General features: G+C 57.2%; 22 protein-coding genes. 8 read left to right on the top strand and 14 right to left on the bottom strand.

The features are described 5' to 3' along the window. Positions 1 to 36: 36 nt before the first annotated feature. Positions 37 to 669 (top strand): lysophospholipid acyltransferase family protein, encoded by a 633-nt coding sequence (locus tag AC27HQ_RS04975; RefSeq protein WP_487154936.1) that lies wholly within the window; start codon positions 37 to 39, stop codon positions 667 to 669. On the opposite strand, the gene AC27HQ_RS04970 is transcribed toward AC27HQ_RS04975, so the two are convergent. Both AC27HQ_RS04970 and AC27HQ_RS04965 read right to left on the bottom strand, forming a co-directional pair. Further along, the gene (locus AC27HQ_RS04970) at positions 600 to 1238 is read right to left on the bottom strand and encodes an acyl carrier protein phosphodiesterase (RefSeq protein WP_487154935.1); all 639 of its coding nucleotides are present in this window, start codon (positions 1236 to 1238) and stop codon (positions 600 to 602) included. The genes AC27HQ_RS04975 and AC27HQ_RS04970 overlap by 70 nt on opposite strands. After that, entirely contained in the window at positions 1238 to 2143 is a 906-nt protein-coding gene (locus tag AC27HQ_RS04965) for an ATPase (protein WP_487154933.1), read from the bottom strand. The genes AC27HQ_RS04970 and AC27HQ_RS04965 overlap by 1 nt, the downstream gene beginning before the upstream one ends. A 243-nt stretch (positions 2144 to 2386) precedes the next feature. Between AC27HQ_RS04965 and AC27HQ_RS04960 the strand changes: the two genes are divergently transcribed. Beyond that, positions 2387 to 2749 (top strand): hypothetical protein, encoded by a 363-nt coding sequence (locus AC27HQ_RS04960; RefSeq protein WP_487154932.1) that lies wholly within the window; start codon positions 2387 to 2389, stop codon positions 2747 to 2749. Here the strand turns inward: AC27HQ_RS04960 and AC27HQ_RS04955 are convergent. Next, entirely contained in the window at positions 2705 to 3736 is a 1032-nt protein-coding gene (locus tag AC27HQ_RS04955; RefSeq protein ID WP_487154930.1) for an NAD-dependent epimerase/dehydratase family protein, read from the bottom strand. The two genes, AC27HQ_RS04960 and AC27HQ_RS04955, sit on opposite strands and share 45 nt — an antisense overlap. Before the next feature lie 127 nt (positions 3737 to 3863). Here AC27HQ_RS04955 and AC27HQ_RS04950 point away from each other — a divergent pair, with 127 nt between their 5' ends. From AC27HQ_RS04950 to AC27HQ_RS04940, 3 genes are all read left to right on the top strand, one after another. Next, entirely contained in the window at positions 3864 to 4916 is a 1053-nt protein-coding gene (locus AC27HQ_RS04950) for a saccharopine dehydrogenase family protein (RefSeq protein ID WP_487154929.1), read from the top strand. A gap of 213 nt (positions 4917 to 5129) precedes the next feature. Further along, positions 5130 to 5711, top strand: coding sequence for a superoxide dismutase [Fe] (gene sodB, locus AC27HQ_RS04945; protein ID WP_487154927.1), 582 nt, complete (start codon positions 5130 to 5132; stop codon positions 5709 to 5711). Between the two features lie 203 nt (positions 5712 to 5914). Then, positions 5915 to 7981 (top strand): putative bifunctional diguanylate cyclase/phosphodiesterase, encoded by a 2067-nt coding sequence (locus tag AC27HQ_RS04940; protein ID WP_487154926.1) that lies wholly within the window; start codon positions 5915 to 5917, stop codon positions 7979 to 7981. Positions 7982 to 7988: 7 nt separating this feature from the next. Here the strand turns inward: AC27HQ_RS04940 and AC27HQ_RS04935 are convergent, their stop codons facing one another. The 11 genes from AC27HQ_RS04935 to AC27HQ_RS04885 form a co-directional block, all read right to left on the bottom strand. Further along, positions 7989 to 8918 (bottom strand): GIDE domain-containing protein, encoded by a 930-nt coding sequence (locus tag AC27HQ_RS04935; protein WP_487154924.1) that lies wholly within the window; start codon positions 8916 to 8918, stop codon positions 7989 to 7991. After that, the gene (locus AC27HQ_RS04930; RefSeq protein WP_487154922.1) at positions 8915 to 9496 is read right to left on the bottom strand and encodes a LemA family protein; all 582 of its coding nucleotides are present in this window, start codon (positions 9494 to 9496) and stop codon (positions 8915 to 8917) included. The genes AC27HQ_RS04935 and AC27HQ_RS04930 overlap by 4 nt, the downstream gene beginning before the upstream one ends. 160 nt (positions 9497 to 9656) lie before the next feature. After that, positions 9657 to 10652 (bottom strand): RNA polymerase sigma factor RpoS, encoded by a 996-nt coding sequence (rpoS, locus tag AC27HQ_RS04925; protein WP_487154921.1) that lies wholly within the window; start codon positions 10650 to 10652, stop codon positions 9657 to 9659. A 175-nt stretch (positions 10653 to 10827) separates the two neighbouring features. Further along, complete coding sequence (locus AC27HQ_RS04920; protein ID WP_487155017.1) at positions 10828 to 11652, bottom strand: peptidoglycan DD-metalloendopeptidase family protein; 825 nt, start codon at positions 11650 to 11652, stop codon at positions 10828 to 10830. 76 nt (positions 11653 to 11728) lie between these two features. Beyond that, entirely contained in the window at positions 11729 to 12673 is a 945-nt protein-coding gene (locus tag AC27HQ_RS04915) for a polyprenyl-phosphate transporter (protein WP_487154919.1), read from the bottom strand. Next, positions 12670 to 13344 carry a protein-L-isoaspartate(D-aspartate) O-methyltransferase gene (locus AC27HQ_RS04910; protein ID WP_487154917.1) on the bottom strand — a complete coding sequence of 225 codons (675 nt, stop codon included), beginning with the start codon at positions 13342 to 13344 and terminating at the stop codon, positions 12670 to 12672. Before AC27HQ_RS04910 ends, AC27HQ_RS04915 begins: the two co-directional genes overlap by 4 nt. Continuing rightward, a complete protein-coding gene (gene surE, locus AC27HQ_RS04905; protein ID WP_487154915.1) occupies positions 13345 to 14094 on the bottom strand; it encodes a 5'/3'-nucleotidase SurE in 750 nt (249 codons plus the stop codon). Further along, complete coding sequence (gene truD, locus AC27HQ_RS04900; RefSeq protein WP_487154913.1) at positions 14094 to 15158, bottom strand: tRNA pseudouridine(13) synthase TruD; 1065 nt, start codon at positions 15156 to 15158, stop codon at positions 14094 to 14096. The genes surE and truD overlap by 1 nt, the downstream gene beginning before the upstream one ends. Continuing rightward, on the bottom strand, positions 15155 to 15628 hold the full coding sequence (ispF, locus tag AC27HQ_RS04895) for a 2-C-methyl-D-erythritol 2,4-cyclodiphosphate synthase (RefSeq protein ID WP_487154911.1): 474 nt from the start codon (positions 15626 to 15628) through the stop codon (positions 15155 to 15157). The genes truD and ispF overlap by 4 nt, the downstream gene beginning before the upstream one ends. Positions 15629 to 15747: 119 nt before the next feature. Beyond that, the gene (fghA, locus tag AC27HQ_RS04890) at positions 15748 to 16602 is read right to left on the bottom strand and encodes an S-formylglutathione hydrolase (protein WP_487154909.1); all 855 of its coding nucleotides are present in this window, start codon (positions 16600 to 16602) and stop codon (positions 15748 to 15750) included. A 53-nt stretch (positions 16603 to 16655) separates the two neighbouring features. Continuing rightward, on the bottom strand, positions 16656 to 17768 hold the full coding sequence (locus AC27HQ_RS04885) for an S-(hydroxymethyl)glutathione dehydrogenase/class III alcohol dehydrogenase (RefSeq protein ID WP_487154908.1): 1113 nt from the start codon (positions 17766 to 17768) through the stop codon (positions 16656 to 16658). Between the two features lie 106 nt (positions 17769 to 17874). Between AC27HQ_RS04885 and AC27HQ_RS04880 the strand changes: the two genes are divergently transcribed. The 3 genes from AC27HQ_RS04880 (at position 17875) to AC27HQ_RS04870 (ending at position 20452) form a co-directional block, all read left to right on the top strand. Beyond that, the gene (locus AC27HQ_RS04880; protein ID WP_487154906.1) at positions 17875 to 18768 is read left to right on the top strand and encodes a LysR substrate-binding domain-containing protein; all 894 of its coding nucleotides are present in this window, start codon (positions 17875 to 17877) and stop codon (positions 18766 to 18768) included. Positions 18769 to 18961: 193 nt separating this feature from the next. Next, entirely contained in the window at positions 18962 to 19645 is a 684-nt protein-coding gene (locus AC27HQ_RS04875; protein WP_487154905.1) for a VOC family protein, read from the top strand. 42 nt (positions 19646 to 19687) lie between these two features. After that, on the top strand, positions 19688 to 20452 hold the full coding sequence (locus tag AC27HQ_RS04870) for a substrate-binding periplasmic protein (RefSeq protein WP_487154904.1): 765 nt from the start codon (positions 19688 to 19690) through the stop codon (positions 20450 to 20452). Positions 20453 to 20502: the final 50 nt, after the last annotated feature.

Here is a 20502-nt window from a genome sequence, read left to right as displayed (position 1 = left end):
CAGCGCCTGATGCGCCACTGGATGCAAGGATTGCTGATGCTCTTGCCCTTGCAGATCACCGTGCATGGACAGGCTGCACAGGGCACCCACCTGCTGGTCAGCAATCACGTGTCCTGGCTCGATATTGCGCTGATTGCCGCCCATGCACCGGTCCATTTTCTGTCCAAGGCTGAGGTCCGGCACTGGCCAGTAATAGGTTTGCTGGCTCAAGCAGCGGGTACATTATTCATTCAACGTGGAGCGGGCTCGGGTAGCGCTTTGCAAGGTGAGCTCGGCAAGGCGCTGAGTAATGGCCACAGCCTGGTCATCTTTGCCGAAGGAACAACCACGCTGGGTGACCGGGTCAGAGCCTTCCACGGTCGGCTGCTATCCTGCGCCATTGATACCAACACACCGGTACAGCCGATCGCCTTGCGTTACCGCAGCCAAGGCCAACCGGCACGTCAGGCCGCATTCATTGATGATGATGAGTTCAGTCGCCATCTACTCAGCCTGCTAGGCTCTGAGACGCTCCAGGTGGATCTGCACTTTTTGCCAGTGCAAACCAGCACCGATCGCAACCGCAATCAACTGGCCCGCGAAACCCATGCCGCTGTCACTCAGGCATTGGGGTTGGATTGCAAGCTGACCGAGGACTCCCCTGCCGCGCTGTTAAGCTCCGCCGCCTGATCCCTGGCAAACGCTATCACCTCGGGCATAAAGGCCAGAAAGTCGGCTTCGAATCCCGCAAAGCAGCGCTCCAATTCATCCACGCCACCCGGCAGCGGATTGCTGTGCCGAAAGCGCCCGGCAATGGCATTGACCGCGCGGTGCAGACTGGGCAATTGTCCATAGCTGCTCAACCAATCCTGCTCGGCCATGCGCCGGATCACCGGCAGTGCATGGGTCGGTATCAGTTCCTGCTGTGCCAGCAGCAAGCTATACATCTGCGCGGTAAACGCGGGCATCGGCTGACTGGAAAAGCGAGACCAGTGCCTGACCAGCAAGTGGTCATAGAACATGTCGATCATGATGCCCGCATAGCGCCGCCGCTCGGCACTGACTCTTTGTCGACTGACCAGTACCAGCGGGTGCGCGTCGGTGAAGGCATCAATCCGTCGATGCAGCCAGATACCCTCACGCACGCCCGCCGGGAGGGCTATCGCCTGTACCGGGCCGCGAACAAAATCACCCAGCAGACTACCCAGCGCCGGCTCAGCTTCATGCGGCCCCAGAAACAGATGCGCCAGGTAGTTCATCAGGGCGCGTTGACTTGCTGCTGCAGGTTGTTGAGCTGCGTTTGCAGGGTATTGATGTTGCGATTGACCTGTACCCGGAAGCTGTCGATCGACTGCAAGGCGTCCTGGTTGGCTGTCAACCGCTGTTCAAACTCCGAGCGCAACACCAGCAGCTCCTGTTCCATGCTGTTGCTCGACTGTTGACTGGCTAGCTGATCCACACGACTTCGCAGTGCCGCGAGGCTATCGCTCTGGCTCGTCAACGCTGACTGAACCCTGGTCAGCACCGCCAGACTGCTCTGCGTCTCAGTCAGCGCCTGCTCAACCTGCTCCAGGGTCTGACGATCTGCGTTCACGCTCTGCTGTAACTGCTCCAGCCTCTGATTCTGTGCGTCAACACGCTCATTCAGAGCCCCTTCGCTATTGCGCCGTTGCTCAAGCTCAGTATCAAACTCTGTGCTCCTGGCGGTCAGCCCCTGTAGTGCCTGGCTTTGCTCGTCAACACGCTTGACCAGATCGGCCAGTTGCACGCCCAGGGCCTGCAACTGCTGGCGCCGAGCCTGCTCGGCCTCGGACAAGGATGATTCGGTAGCACTGACCTTGCCGGTGATATCCTGCAATTGACCGGCGGCGTCCTCGCTGATGCGGGCAAAACTGTTTTGCGTGGCGACCAGTTGCTGGCGTAACTGGGTTTGTTGTTGATGGCTCCAGTAAACAAAACCCAACAAGACCAAAGCCAGTGCGACTGTCAGGGCCCAGAGCGGCCCGGTACCGGATTGCCCGGACTGCACGAACCTTTCGGGGCTGCGCACAGGGTCTCGGGAAACTCCCTGCGACCCATCAATAGACCCCTGGTCAAAAACCGGGTCATGATCATCCGTTGCTCTGAAACTCGGCAAATCGCCTTCCAGATCATCTTGCTTCATTCACCGCTCCTGATGCTCTCATTCATGGGACTAACAGCCGCAAAGTATCGCGCCAGAGCGGTGCAGGCTGCACCAAGGCAAAGCACGCGAGACCCTTTTGACCACAAAACCCGTGCATACGTTTCCTTTGCAGGCCACGAAAAATCAGTCATTAACAAAACTGGTACACATTCTGCTTGTTAAACCCATGCTTGGCTAGAACGTCGGCCCCGTGCGCCACGTTGAACCATTGGGGGAAGCATCATGATCGCAGAAGCACAATTCAACAGAATGACACTGGAATGCATGACCGCCCTGCGTCGGCGCCTCAAGCAGGAGCTGGGGGTGACTGTACGGCTGAGCGAGGATGACGCCGTTGAGCACATGATTCGCCTGAGTCGGGACAGCCAACAAGGCGATATCCGCGAATTGGGCCTGCGTCTGGCTGACATGACCCAGCCAAAGACCGAAGACAACCTAGAGCCGCAAATGGGCCAAGGTGCTATTGCTTCCCGTCAACGGCTGTTGCAGCAAGTACCCGACCCGACCTTTGAGGTCCCTAGCGAGGCCATGCGTAACGCCTCAGCTGCCGTGCGCATTTACCGCGGGCAGGTAGTCCGCCAGTGACGGCATACCGGCCCTCCACCAGTTGCCAAAGGCCTCGAGCCCCTGCTCAGTGCTCACCACTGGCTGATATCCGAGCCTATCGCGGGCAGCAGTGATATCCAGATTGAAGTCGCGGGCCATGACCGCTATACCCAAGCGCAGTATCGGCGGCTCAGGTTGGCCTTTCTTCAGTTTCGCCGCCAACTCGGCCAGACTGGCCATCAGATAGGCCAGCGCAAAGGGCACACGCTGTTGCAGCGGTGGCAAATCAAGCTGCTCCAATAGCCGATTGAAGCTCGGCCAGAAGGCAACGGGCTGACCATTGCTTATATTGTATGCCCGCCCCAAGGCGCTGATCGGCGCCTCCAGAGCCAGTTGCATGGCATGACTGACATTCTCGACCGGAGTCAGATCGACGCGATTATCACCCCGGCCAATGATCTTCAGCCGCCCGCTCTGATGAGCCCTGAGCAAACGCGGAAAAATCGAGGTATCACCTGCGCCAATAACAAATCGCGGACGCAATGCTATGACTTCTAGACCGGCTTTGCCTGCGGCAAACACCCGTTGGTCCGCAAGCCACTTGGTCGCGCCGTAGTGATCAAAAAAACGGGGCGGCAGGAAATCCTCGCGAATATCCCGATGGCTGCGCCCGTCAAAGTAGATGGAAGGGGATGACAGGTGCACAAGGCGACGCACCTGATTGGCCTGGATTGCAGCCAGAACATGCTCGGTGACCGTGACGTTGGCGTCATAGAAATGTGCGTAGGACCCCCAGGTGCCGACGGCCCCCGCGCAATGCACCACCGCCTCGCAACCCTGACTGGCAGCCAGCGCAAAGGCCGGGTCAAGCAGATCACCCGCTCGACACACGGCACCCCGCGCAGCCAGCCAGTTCATCGCCCGTGATTGCCTGCCACAGCACACCACCTCATAGCCTTGCTGCAGCGCGTGGGCAGCAAAGCGTCCGCCAATGAAGCCACTGGCGCCGGTTACCATAATACGCATCTGCACCCCTTGGATTAGTTTTGCTTTGCCACATCATAGCCTGCGCCTGCTACTAGCGCTGCACAGTCGGAGCAGTTAGTCTCGATGCAAACTGGGCAATGCCAGCAAAGACAGACGGAGAAGATGCATGGGTGAATGGATGATTTACGGTGCCAACGGCTATACCGGCGAGCTGCTGGCAAGAGAGGCAGTTAAACAAGGTATGACGCCTATACTGGCGGGGCGTAACTCAGCAGCTGTAATCACGCTGGCTGAAGAGTTGCAACTGACCCATCGGATCTTTGATCTGAATGATGCCGAGGCCGCCTGTCAGGGACTGAATGGTATTCAGGCGGTAGCGCATTGCGCTGGCCCCTTCTCTGCCACCAGTCAGCCGATGATTGATGCTTGCCTGGCCAATCATTGCCACTATCTGGATATTACCGGTGAAATTGATGTCTTTATTGCCGCCCAGCAGCGTCATAATGAGGCCGTTGCGGCCAATATCGTCATATGCCCGGGGGTAGGTTTTGATGTCATTCCCACCGACTGCCTGGCAGCGACATTGAAAGCCGCACTGCATGACGCCGACCACTTGGCTCTGGGCTTTGACAGCCGCAGTGGTTTTTCGCCCGGCACAGCGAAAACCTCGGTCGAAGGTTTGAAGCTGGGTGGCAAAGTGCGCGAAAAAGACAAGATCCGTTCGGTTCCCATGGCCTGGCAAAGTCGCGAAATCGATTTCGGCAATGGCAGTAAGCATGCGGTCACCATTCCCTGGGGCGATATTGCCACTGCCTGGTTTTCAACTGGCATCGACAATATCCAGGTTTATATTCCCATGGCGCCCAGTGCCGCCCTGCGGCTGCGCCGTCTGGACGTACTCCGCCCGCTGCTGGGACTGTCCCCCATTCAGGCCCTGCTGAAATACCTGATTGGCCGCAAGGTTCAAGGACCGGATCAGGAACAGCGCGCCAACGCACCCACCTACGTTTGGGGCGAGGCACAAAACCGCGCCGGCAAAAAAGTCGTTGCCCGGGTGCAAACCGCCAACGGCTACGACGTTACCGTGCACGGCACGCTGATGGCGGTTAAGCACGTACTTGAGAACACATCGGCTCCCGGCTATTTCACCCCCTCGCGGTTAATGGGTGCTCGTTGTATTGAAAGACTTCCCGGGTCCGGGCAAATCGAGATCAGTTGATCCGAGCTATAACCACATGCTTGTTCCGTGGATAGCAACTGCATGCAGTGCTATTATCCATTACCCCCGATCATTGCGACGGGCAGCGCCCTGCTTAACAAGAGGCGTCAAACAGCTGACTGACTTTGCGTCACGCAGTCGCCGGTCACAAAGGGATGCGTATGCGCGTGCAATGCGTTTCCTGATTCCGTTACCTGAAGATGGAGATAAACCATGGCTTTTGAATTACCTGCTCTGCCGTATGAAAAGAACGCCCTTGAGCCGCACATTTCTGCGGAAACATTGGATTTCCACCATGGCAAACATCACAACACCTATGTGGTGAACCTGAACAACCTGGTACCCGGTACCGAGTTTGAAGGCAAAAGCCTGGAAGAGATCATCAAGAGCTCTACCGGCGGCGTCTTCAACAATGCGGCACAGATCTGGAACCACACCTTTTACTGGAACTGTCTGAGCCCGAATGGCGGTGGCGAACCCACTGGCGCCCTGGCCGAAGCCATCAACAAGGCCTTTGGCTCATTCGACAAGTTCAAGGAAGAGTTCAGCAAGACCAGCATTGGTACCTTCGGTTCCGGCTGGGGCTGGCTGGTCAAGAAGGCTGACGGCTCCCTGGCTCTGGCCAGCACCATCGGCGCCGGCTGCCCGCTGACCTCGGGTGATACACCGCTGCTGACCTGCGATGTCTGGGAACACGCCTACTACATTGACTACCGCAATGCTCGCCCCAAGTATGTCGAGGCATTCTGGAACCTGGTCAACTGGGACTTCGTGGCCAAGAATTTCGCCGCCTGATCCAGCGCTCTGCACCAATCAACACCCCGCTTCGGCGGGGTGTTGCATTTCAGCTCCCGCAGTTGATGGCCTTTTGACCGCAGCCGGTTCTTGAACAATACTCAATGGGCATTCACACGTTCTCTCGGGGGGCTTGCATTGGCATGCTGCAGCCGTGATTATGCAAGACAACTTTTGTAATAAAGCGCTGGAATAACACCACCTTGAAACTCGAGCGTCGACATAGTCTGTCCATCAAACTCCTGAGACTGGTACTGCTTTGGGCATTGCTGGTCGGCGTGGTGCTGAGCTTTGCGCAAATACTCTATGATCTGCGCCAGGAGCGGAACCTGATCGACAGTACCGCCGCGCAGATTCTGGCGATGTCCAGAGACCCGGCGACCCAGGCCGTTTACAGTCTGGACCGTGAAATGGCGCTGCAGGTGATTGAGGGCCTGTTTGAACATCGTGCTGTGCGCTTTGCTGCCATCGGCCACCCCGATGAGCCGCCATTGGCCAGCCGTGAAAGTCCGCTTGCAAGTACGCCCCATCGGGCCATCACTGATTGGCTGTTTGGCGTCGAGCAAAGCTACAGCATCGAGCTGTTTGGGCGCGCGCCCTATAACGAATACTACGGTGATCTTCGCCTGACCCTGGATACCGCCCCCTATGGCAACGAGTTTCTGCAACGCTCATTGATCATCATGATCTCAGGAATGCTCAGGGCCTTTGCCATGGCCATGGTGCTCTACCTGATATACCACCTTTTGTTGACCAAACCCCTGTCAAGAATCATTGCCCATATCGCTGATATCAATCCCGACCAACCGGGCAAGATGCACATTCCGATGATTGCCGGCCAAGAGAAAAATGAGCTGGGCATCTGGATCAGTAAAGCCAACGAATTGCTTGATTCTATTGAGCGAAACCATCATCGCAGACGTGAAGCCGAAGCCAATTTGCTGCGCATGGCGCAGCATGACAATCTGACCGGCCTGCCAAACCGAAGCATGTTACAGGAACAATTGAGCCGCATCCTGACTGACGCCGGACGGCGCCAACGGGGTGTAGCCGTACTGTGCTGCGGCCTGGACGACTTCAAGGAAGTCAATGAACAGTTCAGCTACCATTCCGGTGACAGCTTGCTGGTTGCCGTGGCCGATCGCCTGCGCGCCAATAGCGGCCGTCTGGGCAGCCTGGCCAGACTCGGTGGCGACCAATTTGCCCTGATTCAAACCGGTATCAATGAACCCTATGAGGCCGCCGAACTGGCCCAGACCATCCTCGACGACCTGGGTCGCCCCTTTGAGCTGGGCGGACACAACATTAGCCTGCGCGCCACTATTGGTATAACGCTTTTTCCGGATGACGGCGACAACGCGGAAAAACTGCTGCAAAAGGCAGAACAGACCATGATGCTGGCCAAGGCCAGATCACGTAATCGCTACCAGTTCTACATTGCCAGTCTGGACAGCGAAATGCGTGTTCGGCGCGAGCTGGACAAGGACCTTCGCGGTGCTCTGGAGCGCAACGAATTCCACCTGGTCTATCAACCCCAAATCAGCTACAGCACCCATCGCGTGGTAGGCGTTGAAGCCTTGATTCGCTGGCAACATCCAGAGCGCGGTTTGGTACCACCGGATCTGTTCATTCCGCTGGCCGAGCAGAACGGCTGCATCATCAATATTGGCGAGTGGGTACTGGATCGAGCCTGCCAGCAATTGCGCGAGTGGCGGGATGCCGGTTTCACCGAGTTGCGCATGGCCGTCAATTTGTCCACGGTACAACTACACCACAGTGAGTTGTCACGGGTGGTGACCAATCTGATGCAACGTTATGGCCTGCCAGAGCACAGCCTTGAGCTTGAAGTGACGGAAACCGGCTTGATGGAAGATATTGCGGCAGCCGCCGGGCATCTCACCAAACTGAAAAAGGCCGGCGTATTGATTGCCATTGACGACTTTGGTACCGGCTACTCTTCTCTGAGCTACCTGCGCGGCCTGCCGTTGGACAAAATCAAGATCGACAAGAGCTTCGTTCTGGATGTGCTGGTCGACGAAGACGACGCAACCATCGTGCGCGCCATCATTCAGCTGGGGCGCAGTCTGAACATGGAAGTGATTGCAGAGGGTGTTGAGTCAGCTGAACAGGAAGCCTATATCGTCGCCCAGGGCTGTAGTGAGGGACAGGGTTACTACTACAGCAAGCCCCTGTCAGCCACAGTCATTGCTGACTGGATGCGCAAATACAATAGCGAGGAAGGCATTACTGATCGGGCTCAGCGAACCTGAACCCTGATCAACCGGTAATCAGGGCTAACCACAGCCAGCCACTGACGGCACCTGAAACCACCAGACCGAGCATACTCCAGCGCGAATTATTGCGAAGGCGACGACTCAAGTCTTCTTCGTGGTGATCAGACAAGATGTAGGGCAAGCCCTTATGTGGCGGCTTACCCAACATGTGGACCACCGGCGCCTGCCCGGCAATGCGCGCCCGACGTGCTGCTTCAGAGTCAGCGGCGGCACGCACTTCGGCCCACTCCTGCATGTCCAGCTCGCCATCGGCATTACGGTCAAAACGGGCCAGCAGGTCACTGAAATCCGACTTCCACTGACTGATAACCTGCCTGGCTATTGACTGCTGATCAATCTGCTCGCGCCCGCCTCCACGGCTCTCGAACCAGCCCAACGCATACACAATCTCTTCTTCGGCAAACCACTCTTCGGTATAGCGGTATTTCTTGCCGATCAGCATACCCAGAATGCCGGTGCTGGCACTCTTGCCTGCAGGCCAGCGCTGGCGACCCTCCCAACGGCGCCGCTGACGCGGGTGAACATCCGCGCCAACCGGGTTGATCCAGCAACTGCCGGTATCATCGCGCAACAGGAAGGGACGCTCCGAAGCACCCTTCTCGACCGTCTGCCAATTGCTGCTTTTGCCACTGCGCCGATACTCTTCGATGGAGAAGCGATACCAGAGACAATCAACCTCGCCGAGCGGCGAGATCAGTGGCGCATGACCACCGGCATCAGCCACCCCTTTGATCTCGACAAGCCCCTGCGCTGCAGAGCGGATCTTTGAGGTAGGCGTGTCTTCTATCCAGCGGGCGCGACGCAGACGGCTGAACATCATATACAGCATGCTCAAGGTGATGATGGAAGCAATCCCGGTAAAAAGCCCATATTCTGGCAGGGACAGCCACATCAGATCATGCACATTGATCATGAGAACAGGGCGCGCATGTCCACATCAGCTTTTTCTGCTTCAGAGAATTGCAACAGATCCGCACTCGGAAAACTGAACATCCGGGCAATCATTACATCGGGGAACTGCTCGATACGCACATTGTTGATGTTGACAGCCGCGTTATACAGCTCGCGACGATCAGCAATACCACTCTCCAGGCCGGTTATGCGCTCCTGCAGATGCTGGAATGATTCATTGGCTTTCAGCTCAGGGTAATTCTCGACCACGGCAAACAACTGACCCAGGCCCATGCGCAGTGCTGTTTCCGCCTGACCCAGGCCTTTGACATCCGAGCGCTCGCGGGCATTGGATACCGCATTACGGGCCTGCACGACCTTTTCCAGAGTCTCCTGCTCATGCTGCATATAACGACGACAGGCCTCAACCAGCTTGGGTAACTCATCGTGTCGCTGGCGCAACAGTACATCGATATTTGACCAAGCCTGACTCACCGCATGCTTGATAGTGACCAATTGGTTGTACAGCATCACCGCATAGATAAGTGCAACCGCCAGTACCGCAAGAACTACCAGGTTTACCGGATTAGTCAGGTCCATCAGTCCATCTCCATATGAGGATTGCAAGCCACAAAGAGTGGCCGCAGGAGCAGGTTTTATACTGTATCAGGGCGGGCACAGACAAGCAGGAAAGGGTGAAGCAATTAAAGCAGCGCCCTGAGTCAGGTACATCGTCCTGTTCAGGGCGCCGCTGGATACACTACTGAAAGATGGACTCGCCCGTCAGACCATGTTGCTCAAGGATTTCACGCAGTCGCTTCAGAGCTTCAACCTGGATCTGTCTGACCCGCTCACGGGTCAAGCCAATTTCCTTTCCGACCTCTTCAAGCGTGCTGCTCTCGTGCCCGCGCAAACCAAAACGACGAGTAACCACCTCGCGCTGCTTCTCGGTCAACTCCGACAGCCAGCTATCAATGCTGGCATTCAGATCGTCGTCCTGCAGCAGGTCACAGGGATCGGTGCTCTGCTCATCAGTCAGCGTATCGAGCAGGGTTTTGTCCGAATCAGGCCCGAAGCTCATGTCTACCGACGCCACCCGCTCGTTCAGACCGAGCATGCGTTTGACGTCTTCCACCGGGCGGTCAAGCAGCTTGGAAATCTCTTCCGGGGAGGGTTCATGATCCAGTTTCTGAGTCAACTCACGCGCAGCACGCAAGTAGATATTCAGCTCTTTTACAACATGAATGGGCAGACGGATGGTCCGAGTCTGATTCATGATGGCCCGCTCGATGGTCTGACGAATCCACCAGGTGGCATAGGTCGAAAAGCGGAAGCCGCGTTCCGGGTCAAACTTCTCCACGGCGCGGATCAGTCCCAGGTTGCCCTCTTCTATCAGATCGAGCAGCGTCAGGCCGCGATTGATATAGCGGCGGGCAATCTTGACCACCAGGCGCAAGTTGCTTTCGATCATGCGCTTGCGACCTGCTGGATCACCCTTCTGAGCCAGACGTGCAAAGTGCACTTCTTCCTCAGGGCTTAGCAGGGGAGAAAAGCCGATTTCGTTCAGATACAGCTGAGTGGCATCCAACTGCTTGGTAAATTCGAAGGCATTTTCACGTTTGTGAGTGCGTGGCGTTGCCCTGCCTCGATCAGAAGCCTCTTCCATGGTGCACTCCTCATCCCTGTCGTTCATTTCCTGCAAGTCAACTACGTCATCACTGGCTTGCTGTGGCTCATTGTTATTATTCAGTGCCATTGGTACATGCCCCATATTCGTTCAGTCGGTAGTCCGGCACAGCAATCGATCACCGGCTAACCTTCGGGCCAGGCAGGGATGTCGGACAGACGGCGTACTCTTGTCTTTCCTGCCTGGTTCATGTGACAGCTATATTTCCCTATTACTGCCATCCGACGCTTCTACTGCAACCCGATCAAGACTTCGGCAAATACGTCAGAGGGTCAACTGGTTGCCCACGTCGGCGTATTTCAAAATGTAACTTGACCCGATCTGTTCCACTACTACCCATTTCTGCAATGACCTGGCCCGCCCTGACCTGATCACCCTCACTAACCAAAAGACGACTGTTATGCCCATAGGCACTGAGATAAACATCATCATGCTTGATGATAATCATGTCGCCATAGCCAATGAGACCGCGCCCGGCATAGACAACTGCGCCTTGAGCCGCCGCCTTGACAGGCTGTCCCAATTGACCGGCAATATCAATGCCTTTATTCAAACTGCCGTTTGACTGAAAGCGCGATATCAGAGGTCCCTGCACAGGCCAGGCCCACCCTGACACATTGGCTGGCAATGCTGGCGCAGGCGTCGATGGCCGGGGGGTGACTGGTCGTTGTGCTGCGGGCGGCTGGCGCACAGCGGGGGGGGCTGTGGCAACAGGCACACTGGGGCGTGATGCTGAGGATCCAGGTCTTGCTACTGGAGCCGGCTGAGGCTGCCTTTGCGCGACTGCCTGTGCCTGCCCTCCCCGCAAGCTGATTTGCTGTCCGGGGAAAATAGTATAGGGTTCACGCATGTTGTTGGCGGCGGCGAGCGCCTTCCAGTCCCAGCCATAACGGAAGGCAATCTGGTACAGCGTTTCGCCTCTTTGCACAGTGTGCATGGCAGCACTGGTCACCGGCGGACGGTGTCCACCACGGCTACGATCATCAATAGGTACCGGGCCGGAGGGTCCGGCGCAGGCAGCCAGCAAAAGGGTCATTGCCAGCGTAGCTAACCGCGATAAGCCGTTCATGATGACGTGCTGTTCAGACACATACTGCCCCAAGGCCAGAATGATTGTTGGATTTCACTACAGAATGTAACCGCGGTCAACGCGTAGAACGCCGTCCCAGCCATTCCAGTGCCAACACTAATACCACGGCCAGCAGCATAAGCGCCACGCCAGCTTGCCACTGTGAGGCCATACCCGTCAGACTTTCATACTCTACAGGCATGACGTTAACCTGCAGAAGAGGGATTTGCTCACCATGACCACCCTCAATCCAGCTTTGCGTCTGCTTCCAGGGCCAGACCTTATTCAACGACCCAATCAGCAATCCGGTCAGGAAAGCCAAGGTGATATTTCTGGCATGTCCCAACAACCAGGAAAGCAGCCGTGAAAAGCTCATCAAACCGACAATGCAACCGAGCACAAAGAAGCCCAGCAAGCCAATATCAAAATGCATAACCGCGGCCAAAATCGGAGCATATAAACCAAGTAACAGGAGTATGAAGCTGCCTGATACCCCGGGCAGGATCATCGCGCAAATAGCGATGGAACCACCGATAAAAATACTCAGGGGTGTCACCGGCAATTGCAATGGCGCGGTCACGGTAATCAGATAGGCAAAGGCTGCACCCGCCATGAAGGCCAACACCACATACAGATTCCAACGGGCAATCTGACGTGCGATAACCAGCACCGAGACCAGTATCAGACCGAAAAAGAACGACCAGAGCAATACCGTATGGGCCTCCAGCAGGTAGGTTATCAACCGCGCCAGGGTGGCAATACTGAACAGAATCCCGGCCAGCAAGGTAAACAGAAAGGCCCCGTCAATCGCCTGCCAGACCTCAAGAAAACGCCCCTTGAGCAGCCATATCAACTTCTCTGGCGAGCAGGCTGCTACCGCTGCCAACAACCGATCATAAATGCCACTGATAAAAGCAATGGCCCCCCCCGACACGCCTGGTACAACGTCAGCGGCGCCCATGGCCATGCCTTTGAGAAATATTTCCAGAAGGGCAAAAAATCCTTTTAATTGTGCTTTCAAGAATGAATGGCTCCTGCCAATAAAGGGACAAAACGAACAGGCTCTACCGCCTCATGAATAAATTGATCGCCCTGGCGACGCACCAGAGTCAAAACCTGTTGATGCTCACCAACCGGAATCACCAGCCGACCACCATCAGCCAACTGATTCAATAGCTCCGGGGGCACAACAGGCGGCGCAGCCGTAACCAGAATGGCATCATAGGGACCATACTGAGGCCAGCCCCAGTTGCCATCGGCATGCCTGAATACCACATTGCGCACATTGATTTCCTTGAGAATCGCCTTGGCGCGTTCCTGCAGCGGCATGATCCGCTCAACGCTGAAAATGCGCTCCACGACCTGAGCCAGGATCGCCGTCTGGTAGCCCGAGCCAGTACCCACCTCCATGACCTTGTCCAAAGGGCCGCCCGCCAGCAGCAGTTCAGTCATGCGCGCGACAATATAGGGCTGGGACAGGGTCTGGTTATGCCCGATGGGTAGCGCCGTGTCCTCGTAGGCACGGTGCGCAAGGGCCTCATCAACAAACAGGTGGCGCGGTGTGCGACGCATGGCTTCAAGTACGTGCAGGTTGCGAATACCGTCCTCAAAAAGCCGTTCCAGCAAACGCTCACGCGTGCGCTGCGACGTCATGCCAATGCCCTGATGGGTTATGTCGTCACGTAAAGGCATTCAGCGCAGCCCCTCGAGCCAGTCACCCAGGTGATCAAAGACCTCGTAGTGGGTCTTGTCGATACGCAACGGCGTAACCGAGACATAGCCCTGCATGACGGCATGAAAATCGGTCCCTTCTCCACCGTCCTCGGCGTCACCGGCGACCGATATCCAGTAGCCTTCCTTGCCCCGTGGATCAACCCACTTGACCGGCTTGGCGGCACGTGCACGATGCCCCAGGCGGGTCAGTCGCAGGCCTTTGATCTGCTCCAGCGGCACGTTCGGAATATTGATGTTCAACACCGTGCGCGCCGGTAAATCCAGCTCACCGTGGGCCTGCACCATGCGCCGGGCAATCTGGGCGGCGGCCGGCATATTGTCCAACTGCCGGCCAACCAGGGAAAAGGCCATGGCTGTTCTGCCCAGAAAACGCCCTTCCAGAGCGGCCGCTACCGTACCGGAGTAGAGCACATCATCACCCAGATTGGCGCCCTGATTGATGCCGGAGACCACCATATCCACGCTGTTTTCAAACAACGCATTGAGGCCCAGATGCACGCAGTCAGTCGGTGTGCCATTGAGGCCAATAAAACCGTTTTCCAACACAAAGGGGCGTAATGGCTTGTCCAGGCTCAGCGAGCTGCTGGCGCCACTGCGGTCCTCATGCGGCGCAACCACCACGCAATCGGCATAATCGTTCAAGGCCGCATGCAGGGCCTTGAGACCAGGCGCCAGTACACCATCATCGTTGGCAATCAGAATCCGCATCAGATTTCACTTTCCAATCCGCCACCGGGCTCATTCTCCAAGTCAACCAGCTCACGCAGAACGGTTGTGGCATAGCAGCCGATAGGCAAGGTAAATTCAAGTTCAAGACAGTCAGGCGAAGGATAATGCCACGTCAGCCCGGTAATGGGGAGGCGTAATATGCGCCGCTCCTGTTCCAGTCCGGCATTTTCGAGCCAACGACATAATTCAGCGTCCTGGGCCGCAATAGCCTGCTCACGCTGACGCACTTCGGCGTCAACCGGCAGCACTCCCTGCCCCCACAGCGGCCCCGTCGGATGGACATCCAACGCATCAACCCGGGGGTCATCGACCGCCAGGCGGTCGGCAGAAAAATGGCTGCGGCTCTGGGTAAAGGCCAGGCAGTCACCAGCCTGGACACGATTCCAACTGGCATCGGCCACGCGGGCAGCCAGCACCCGATTGAACAACCAGCTGCGCGCGGTCGACAACAACCGCGAACGGGTGCCTCTGGCCGGTGGCAGCGCACCGCGCTGAGCCCAGCTGCGCGCATCGGCAAGATTGCCACCGCCATGACCAAAGCGTTGCGGACCTACATAATTGGGTACGCCCTGCATGGCAATCTGCTGCAGGCGGGTTTCAAGCCTGTCTGTATCGGCGTGCAAGGCGGTCAGGCGGATAACAAACTGGTTGGCGCTGTGGGCGCCACGCTGCAGTTTGCGACAGTGACGCTGGCTATCGATACAACGCAGGTTCTCACCCCAAAGCCCTTGCAGGTCAGGATCGGGGCGGCCGGGCAATTGCAGACTGAACCACTGCTGGGTCACCGCCTTGCGATCCTTGATGCCGGCATAACTGACGTCGCGCAGCGATACGCCCGCAGCGCGCGCCAACTGCCGTGCCACATCCTCGGTGTTCAGATTGCGTTTTTCCAGCAACAGCCAGAGGTGTTCACCCTGACCACTGAGGGCAATATCCAGCACCTCGGTCACCCTGAAATGCTCGGCAGAGGCCTTGAGTAACGCTTGGCCACAGGGCTCGCCCCAGGCGCACGGTCCAAGCAACTGGTTTTCGGAGAGGCTCACAGGGGCAACAGCAGGGTAACGGCATGCACCGCAATCCCCTCCTCGCGCCCGGTAAAGCCAAGCTTTTCTTCAGTGGTAGCCTTGACGTTGATCTGATCCAGGGTGACCTGCAGATCGGCAGCAATGATCTCACGCATCTGGGCAATATGACCGGCCATTTTTGGCGCCTGGGCAACGATGGTGGCGTCGACATTGGCGACCTGCCAACCCTTGTTGCCTATCAGCGCCATGGCATGACGTAGCAGCACGCGACTGTCAGCACCCTTGAAGCGCGCATCGGTATCGGGGAAATGCTGACCGATGTCACCCAGGGCCGCAGCGCCCAGCAGCGCATCGATCAGCGCATGCAGCAGCACATCGCCGTCGGAGTGCGCAATCAGCCCATGATGATGGGGGATTTTCACGCCGCCCAGGGTAATAAAATCACCCGCGCCAAAGCGGTGAACGTCGTAACCATGACCAATACGCATCGCCTGCCCCACAGAGTCAAAACCGGGACATGATCTTACCCTGTTTGCCCCACCACCGCACCCGATCACCAGCCAAACCATGACCGCCAAAACGCATGGCAGCAGCCTCTGTCAGCCCGCTAGCAGGCCAGCCCCAGAGCCTGCGCATGATGGCGCAGATGATCGTCGATAAAGCTGGCGATAAAGTAGTAGCTATGGTCGTAACCCGGCTGACGCCGCAACGTCAACGGATGATCGACCCCGGCAGCAGCATGAACCAGTGCATCGGGCTTGAGTTGCTCCAACAGAAAGCTGTCATCCTCCCCCTGATCAATCAGCAGCGGTAGTCGCTCTTCGGCAGCGGCGATCAACTCACAGGCATCCCAGGCCTTCCAGAGCGTTCGGTCCGACCCCAGATAGTTGCCCAGCGCCTTGTGCCCCCAGGGGCAGTTGACCGGATTGCTGATGGGCGCAAAGGCCGACACCGAGCGATATCGCCCGGGGTTTTTCAAGGCACAAATCAAGGCACCGTGCCCACCCATGGAGTGCCCGCTGATCGAGCGCAGGTCCGACACCGGGAAGTGCGACTCAACCAGTGCTGGCAGTTCACTGACAACATAGTCATACATGCGGTAATGCTGAGCCCAGGGTTGCTCCGTGGCGTTGACGTAAAAGCCGGCACCCAGCCCAAAGTCCCAGGCCGATTCAGGGTCATCGGGCACGTCCTCACCGCGCGGACTGGTATCCGGAGCCACGATGACCAGACCCAACTGAGCCGCCAGCCGCTGCGCCCCGGCCTTCTGCATGAAGTTCTCATCATTACAGGTCAGGCCCGACAACCAGTACAACACCGGCAGCGGCTTGCCCTGATCCGCTTGGGGAGGCAGATAAATGGCAAACACCATGTCACATCCCAGTACCTGCGAACGGTGCCGGTAACGCTTGTGCCAACCGCCGTGACTTTTGTTGGCGGCAATCAGTTCGATAGAAGACATGAACATCCTCACAGGAGCTGGAAGCTTGAAGCTTGAAGCTTGGAGCTTGGTTATCAGAAATGAATCACCGTCCGAATGCTTTTACCCTCGTGCATCAGATCAAAGGCCTCGTTGATTCGCTCCAGACCCATGGTATGGGTGATAAAGGTATCCAGGGGGATTTCACCGCTTTGTGCCTTGGCCACATAGGCGGGTAACTCGGTACGTCCTTTCACACCACCAAAGGCACTACCGCGCCATACGCGCCCGGTCACCAATTGGAAGGGCCGCGTGGTGATCTCGGCACCGGCCGGCGCCACGCCGATTATGGTCGACTCACCCCAGCCCTTGTGGCAGCACTCCAGCGCCGCACGCATCAACTGCACGTTGCCGACGCACTCGAAACTGTAATCCACACCGCCATCGGTCATCTCGACGACAACCTCCTGAATCGGCTTGCTGTAGTCCTTGGGATTGACGAAATCAGTCGCACCGAGCTCTTCGGCAATGGCAAACTTGGACGAGTTGATATCGATAGCAATGATGCGACTGGCACCCGCCATCTTGGCCCCGATGATCGCCGCCAGCCCGATGCCGCCCAAACCGAAGATAGCCACAGTGGCACCGGCCTCGACCTTGGCGGTATTGAGCACCGCACCAATCCCCGTAGTAACCCCGCAGCCCAACAGACAGACCTTCTCCAGCGGCGCCTCCTTGGGAATCACTGCCACCGACACCTCCGGCAGCACGGTATATTCAGAAAAGGTCGAGCAGCCCATATAGTGATAGACCGGCTCACCCTGATAACTGAAACGACTGGTGCCGTCCGGCATAAGACCCTTGCCCTGGGTGGCACGGACCGAACTGCACAGATTGGTCTTGCCCGATGTACAGAATTTGCATACCCGGCATTCAGCGGTATAAAGCGGAATGACGTGATCACCGACCTTGACCGAGGTCACACCCTCGCCTACGGCTTCGACAATACCACCGCCCTCGTGACCGAGAATGCAGGGAAATACACCTTCACTGTCCTGACCTGACAAGGTGTAGGCATCGGTATGGCAGACGCCACTGGCAACGATACGCACCAGCACCTCACCAGCCTGGGGCGGTGCAACATCCACTTCGACGATTTGCAACGGTTGGTTAGGGCCAAAGGCAACAGCAGCGCGGGACTTGATCATGAATGACTCCAGAGCGGGTAAGAATGTACAGATACCAGTGTAGTAGAGGCACCATTCGTGGATAATCGCTTAGCAGACAAAACATTATTGCCATATGGGGATAATCATGGGCGCATGGGAAGGCATAGACGAATTTGTTGCTGTCGCAGAACTGGGCCACTTCAGCGCTGCCGCACTGCGCCTGAAGCTGTCCTCATCGCATGTCAGCCGACAAATCGCCCGACTGGAGGAGCGCCTGCAAACCCGTCTGCTCTACCGCAGCACCCGGCGTGTCAGTCTGACCGAAGCCGGTCAGACTTTCCTGCAACATTGCCAGCGTCTGATCGACGCCCGCGACGAGGCAGTTCAGGCCATCACCGATCTCGGCGGCGAACCCAAAGGCTTGCTGCGCATGACCTGCGCGGTGGCCTATGGTGAGAGCTTTGTCATGCCGCTAGTCAACGATTTCATGCAGCAACATCCACAGTTGCGCGTCGAGATGATCCTGACCAATCAGACCCTGGATCTGCTGCACGGCAGTTATGACCTTGCCATTCGACTTGGACGACTGCAGGACTCCAGTCTGATTGCCACACGGCTGGCACCGCGGCACATGTACCTGTGTGCCGCGCCCGAGTACCTGCAGCGCAAGGGTGCACCGCACAGCCTGTCAGAGCTGCCAAGACACAACTGCCTGATCGGCAGTAGCGACACCTGGACCTTTCAACAGGACGGCCGCGAAATACCCATCCGCATAACCGGCAACTGGCGCTGCAACAGCGGTCAAGCCGTTCTCGCTGCTGCGTTGCGCGGCTTCGGCCTGTGCCAGCTTCCCGATTACTACGTACATGAACACCTGCGCTCCGGCGCCTTGCGCGCGATACTTACTCAGCATCAACCACCACACACTGCGGTCTGGGCGCTCTATCCGCAGCAGCGCCACCTGTCACCCAAGGTGCGGCAACTGGTAGATCACCTGAAAGCTGGGTTGGCGCAGCGCCCTGAGTACCAGGCGGACTAAGTTAACCAAAAAAGCAGCGTGCTGCAGGTAGTCACTACCTCTAGGCAACAACATTAACGACGCTAAACCGGATAAAAGAGGTATTTAGAGGCCATATCGCTGGCTGGAATAGTCAGCAATTCGCTGAATGATTAACGCTGTATATTGACAATCCAGCGGACTAGGCTAGGGGCCTGTCAACAGGAGTCAGCCCATGCCCTTTGTCAAACCCTTCTTCGATGTTGGACTGTTCAGTAATCAGGCCGAGCAGCAGTTGCAGTTCTGGACTGAGCAGGTTGGACTGGTTTTTGATCACACGCTCAAGCTTGGCGGCGGTGTACTGCAACACCGTTTTCAGGCTGATGCAGCCGTGATGAAGGTCAATGTGTCGCGCGAGCCCTTGGTAACGGCTGGCCAGGGCCCTCTCCAGCATGTACTGGTTGCCTGTCCCGGCTGCGTTAGCATCGAGACACTGCAGGACCCGGACGGTAACCGCATCAGCCGGGTGCCGCCGGGTTACCTCGGTGTACAAGGTCTGGCGGTGGAGCTGCAGGTAGTCGACCTGGCCGCCAGCACGGCCTTCTATCAGCAGGTGCTGGGACTGCAGCTTGAGTCACCTGGCGTACTGACCTGTGGCCAGGGGCTGATTTTTCTACGCCAGGGTGAGCCAGTCAGCGCTACCGCAAGTACGCTACTGGCCGCAGCGGGCCTGCGCTACCTGACTCTGCAGGTCGAGGATTGCGATACTGCCTACAATAAGGCTATCGCCTGTGGGGCGATTTCCGGGCGTGCACCGGTGACACTTGGCAGTACCGCCAGAATTGCCTTTGTGATTGACCCCGATGGTTTGTGGATTGAATTGTCTGAACGCGCATCATTGACCGGCAAAGCGCTATAGTCTGTCTATAATGATCGGCAGCACAATCAGGAGCAGGATGGCATGGTGGCCAGTTACAGATCAGCGCTGTTGGTATTTGCACTACTGCTTTGCGCTGCAGGGGTTGAAGCACAGCATCTCAAATTGGTCACGGGTGAGGACTACCCCCCCTTTGCCGGTAACGATCTGGCCGATGGCGGCAGTCTGGCACGACTGGTCCATGTAGCACTGCAGGAAGCAGGACTTACCAGCGAGATTGCCTTCAAGCCCTGGTCACGCGGCTATGAAGAAACCCTGTCCCTGACCTTTGATGCCACTTTCCCGTACCAGACCACCCCGGAACGCGAGGCTGGTTTTCTGTTCTCTGAGCCGCTGTATGAAGTCAGATCACGCTTCTACGTCCTGCAAGGCAGTGCCTTGCAGAGCGGGGAGCGGGATGAGTTAAGCAATGCCGTTATCTGCCTGCCGATAGGCTATGCCCTCAATGGCTGGGTCGCCCAGCACAGCCAGGAAACCAACCTGGTTCGCCCACGCAACATGGATCAATGCCACGAAATGCTCGTACGTGGTCGCGTGGATGCCTTGATCAGTAATGCTGAGGGGGTCGCGTTTCAGCTGTACATGCGCCAGGAAGAAAATAGCCTGCTTCGCCCTCTGCCCCATAGTCTGGCCGACAGCAGCCTGCATCTGATCATCTCCCGGCAGCATCCTCAGGCATCACAGATCCTGACGCGTTTCAATAACAGCATCACTGCGTTGCGTGATAGCGGACGCCTGTTGCAGATTGTGGCAGAGCCCGTTGCAATAATCCCCGCCCAGACACCCTGATTTACAGTTTCTTTACTTTTACAGCCCATGGATTGACAGTGCGACCCGTA

This window comes from Halopseudomonas sp. 4NH20-0008 (assembly GCF_057548395.1).
Note: the sequence above shows the minus strand (reverse complement) of the source record. Positions and strands in the feature narration are given on the sequence as shown.

Coding starts and splice junctions, on each gene's coding strand:
- AC27HQ_RS04975 (WP_487154936.1), top strand. CDS start 37: ATGCTCTTGCCCTTGCAGATCACCGTGCATGGACAGGCTGCACAGGGC.
- AC27HQ_RS04970 (WP_487154935.1), bottom strand. CDS start 1,238: ATGAACTACCTGGCGCATCTGTTTCTGGGGCCGCATGAAGCTGAGCCG.
- AC27HQ_RS04965 (WP_487154933.1), bottom strand. CDS start 2,143: ATGAAGCAAGATGATCTGGAAGGCGATTTGCCGAGTTTCAGAGCAACG.
- AC27HQ_RS04960 (WP_487154932.1), top strand. CDS start 2,387: ATGATCGCAGAAGCACAATTCAACAGAATGACACTGGAATGCATGACC.
- AC27HQ_RS04955 (WP_487154930.1), bottom strand. CDS start 3,736: ATGCGTATTATGGTAACCGGCGCCAGTGGCTTCATTGGCGGACGCTTT.
- AC27HQ_RS04950 (WP_487154929.1), top strand. CDS start 3,864: ATGGGTGAATGGATGATTTACGGTGCCAACGGCTATACCGGCGAGCTG.
- sodB (WP_487154927.1), top strand. CDS start 5,130: ATGGCTTTTGAATTACCTGCTCTGCCGTATGAAAAGAACGCCCTTGAG.
- AC27HQ_RS04935 (WP_487154924.1), bottom strand. CDS start 8,918: ATGATCAATGTGCATGATCTGATGTGGCTGTCCCTGCCAGAATATGGG.
- AC27HQ_RS04930 (WP_487154922.1), bottom strand. CDS start 9,496: ATGGACCTGACTAATCCGGTAAACCTGGTAGTTCTTGCGGTACTGGCG.
- rpoS (WP_487154921.1), bottom strand. CDS start 10,652: ATGGCACTGAATAATAACAATGAGCCACAGCAAGCCAGTGATGACGTA.
- AC27HQ_RS04920 (WP_487155017.1), bottom strand. CDS start 11,652: ATGAACGGCTTATCGCGGTTAGCTACGCTGGCAATGACCCTTTTGCTG.
- AC27HQ_RS04910 (WP_487154917.1), bottom strand. CDS start 13,344: ATGCCTTTACGTGACGACATAACCCATCAGGGCATTGGCATGACGTCG.
- surE (WP_487154915.1), bottom strand. CDS start 14,094: ATGCGGATTCTGATTGCCAACGATGATGGTGTACTGGCGCCTGGTCTC.
- ispF (WP_487154911.1), bottom strand. CDS start 15,628: ATGCGTATTGGTCATGGTTACGACGTTCACCGCTTTGGCGCGGGTGAT.
- fghA (WP_487154909.1), bottom strand. CDS start 16,602: ATGTCTTCTATCGAACTGATTGCCGCCAACAAAAGTCACGGCGGTTGG.
- AC27HQ_RS04885 (WP_487154908.1), bottom strand. CDS start 17,768: ATGATCAAGTCCCGCGCTGCTGTTGCCTTTGGCCCTAACCAACCGTTG.
- AC27HQ_RS04880 (WP_487154906.1), top strand. CDS start 17,875: ATGGGCGCATGGGAAGGCATAGACGAATTTGTTGCTGTCGCAGAACTG.
- AC27HQ_RS04875 (WP_487154905.1), top strand. CDS start 18,962: ATGCCCTTTGTCAAACCCTTCTTCGATGTTGGACTGTTCAGTAATCAG.
- AC27HQ_RS04870 (WP_487154904.1), top strand. CDS start 19,688: ATGGTGGCCAGTTACAGATCAGCGCTGTTGGTATTTGCACTACTGCTT.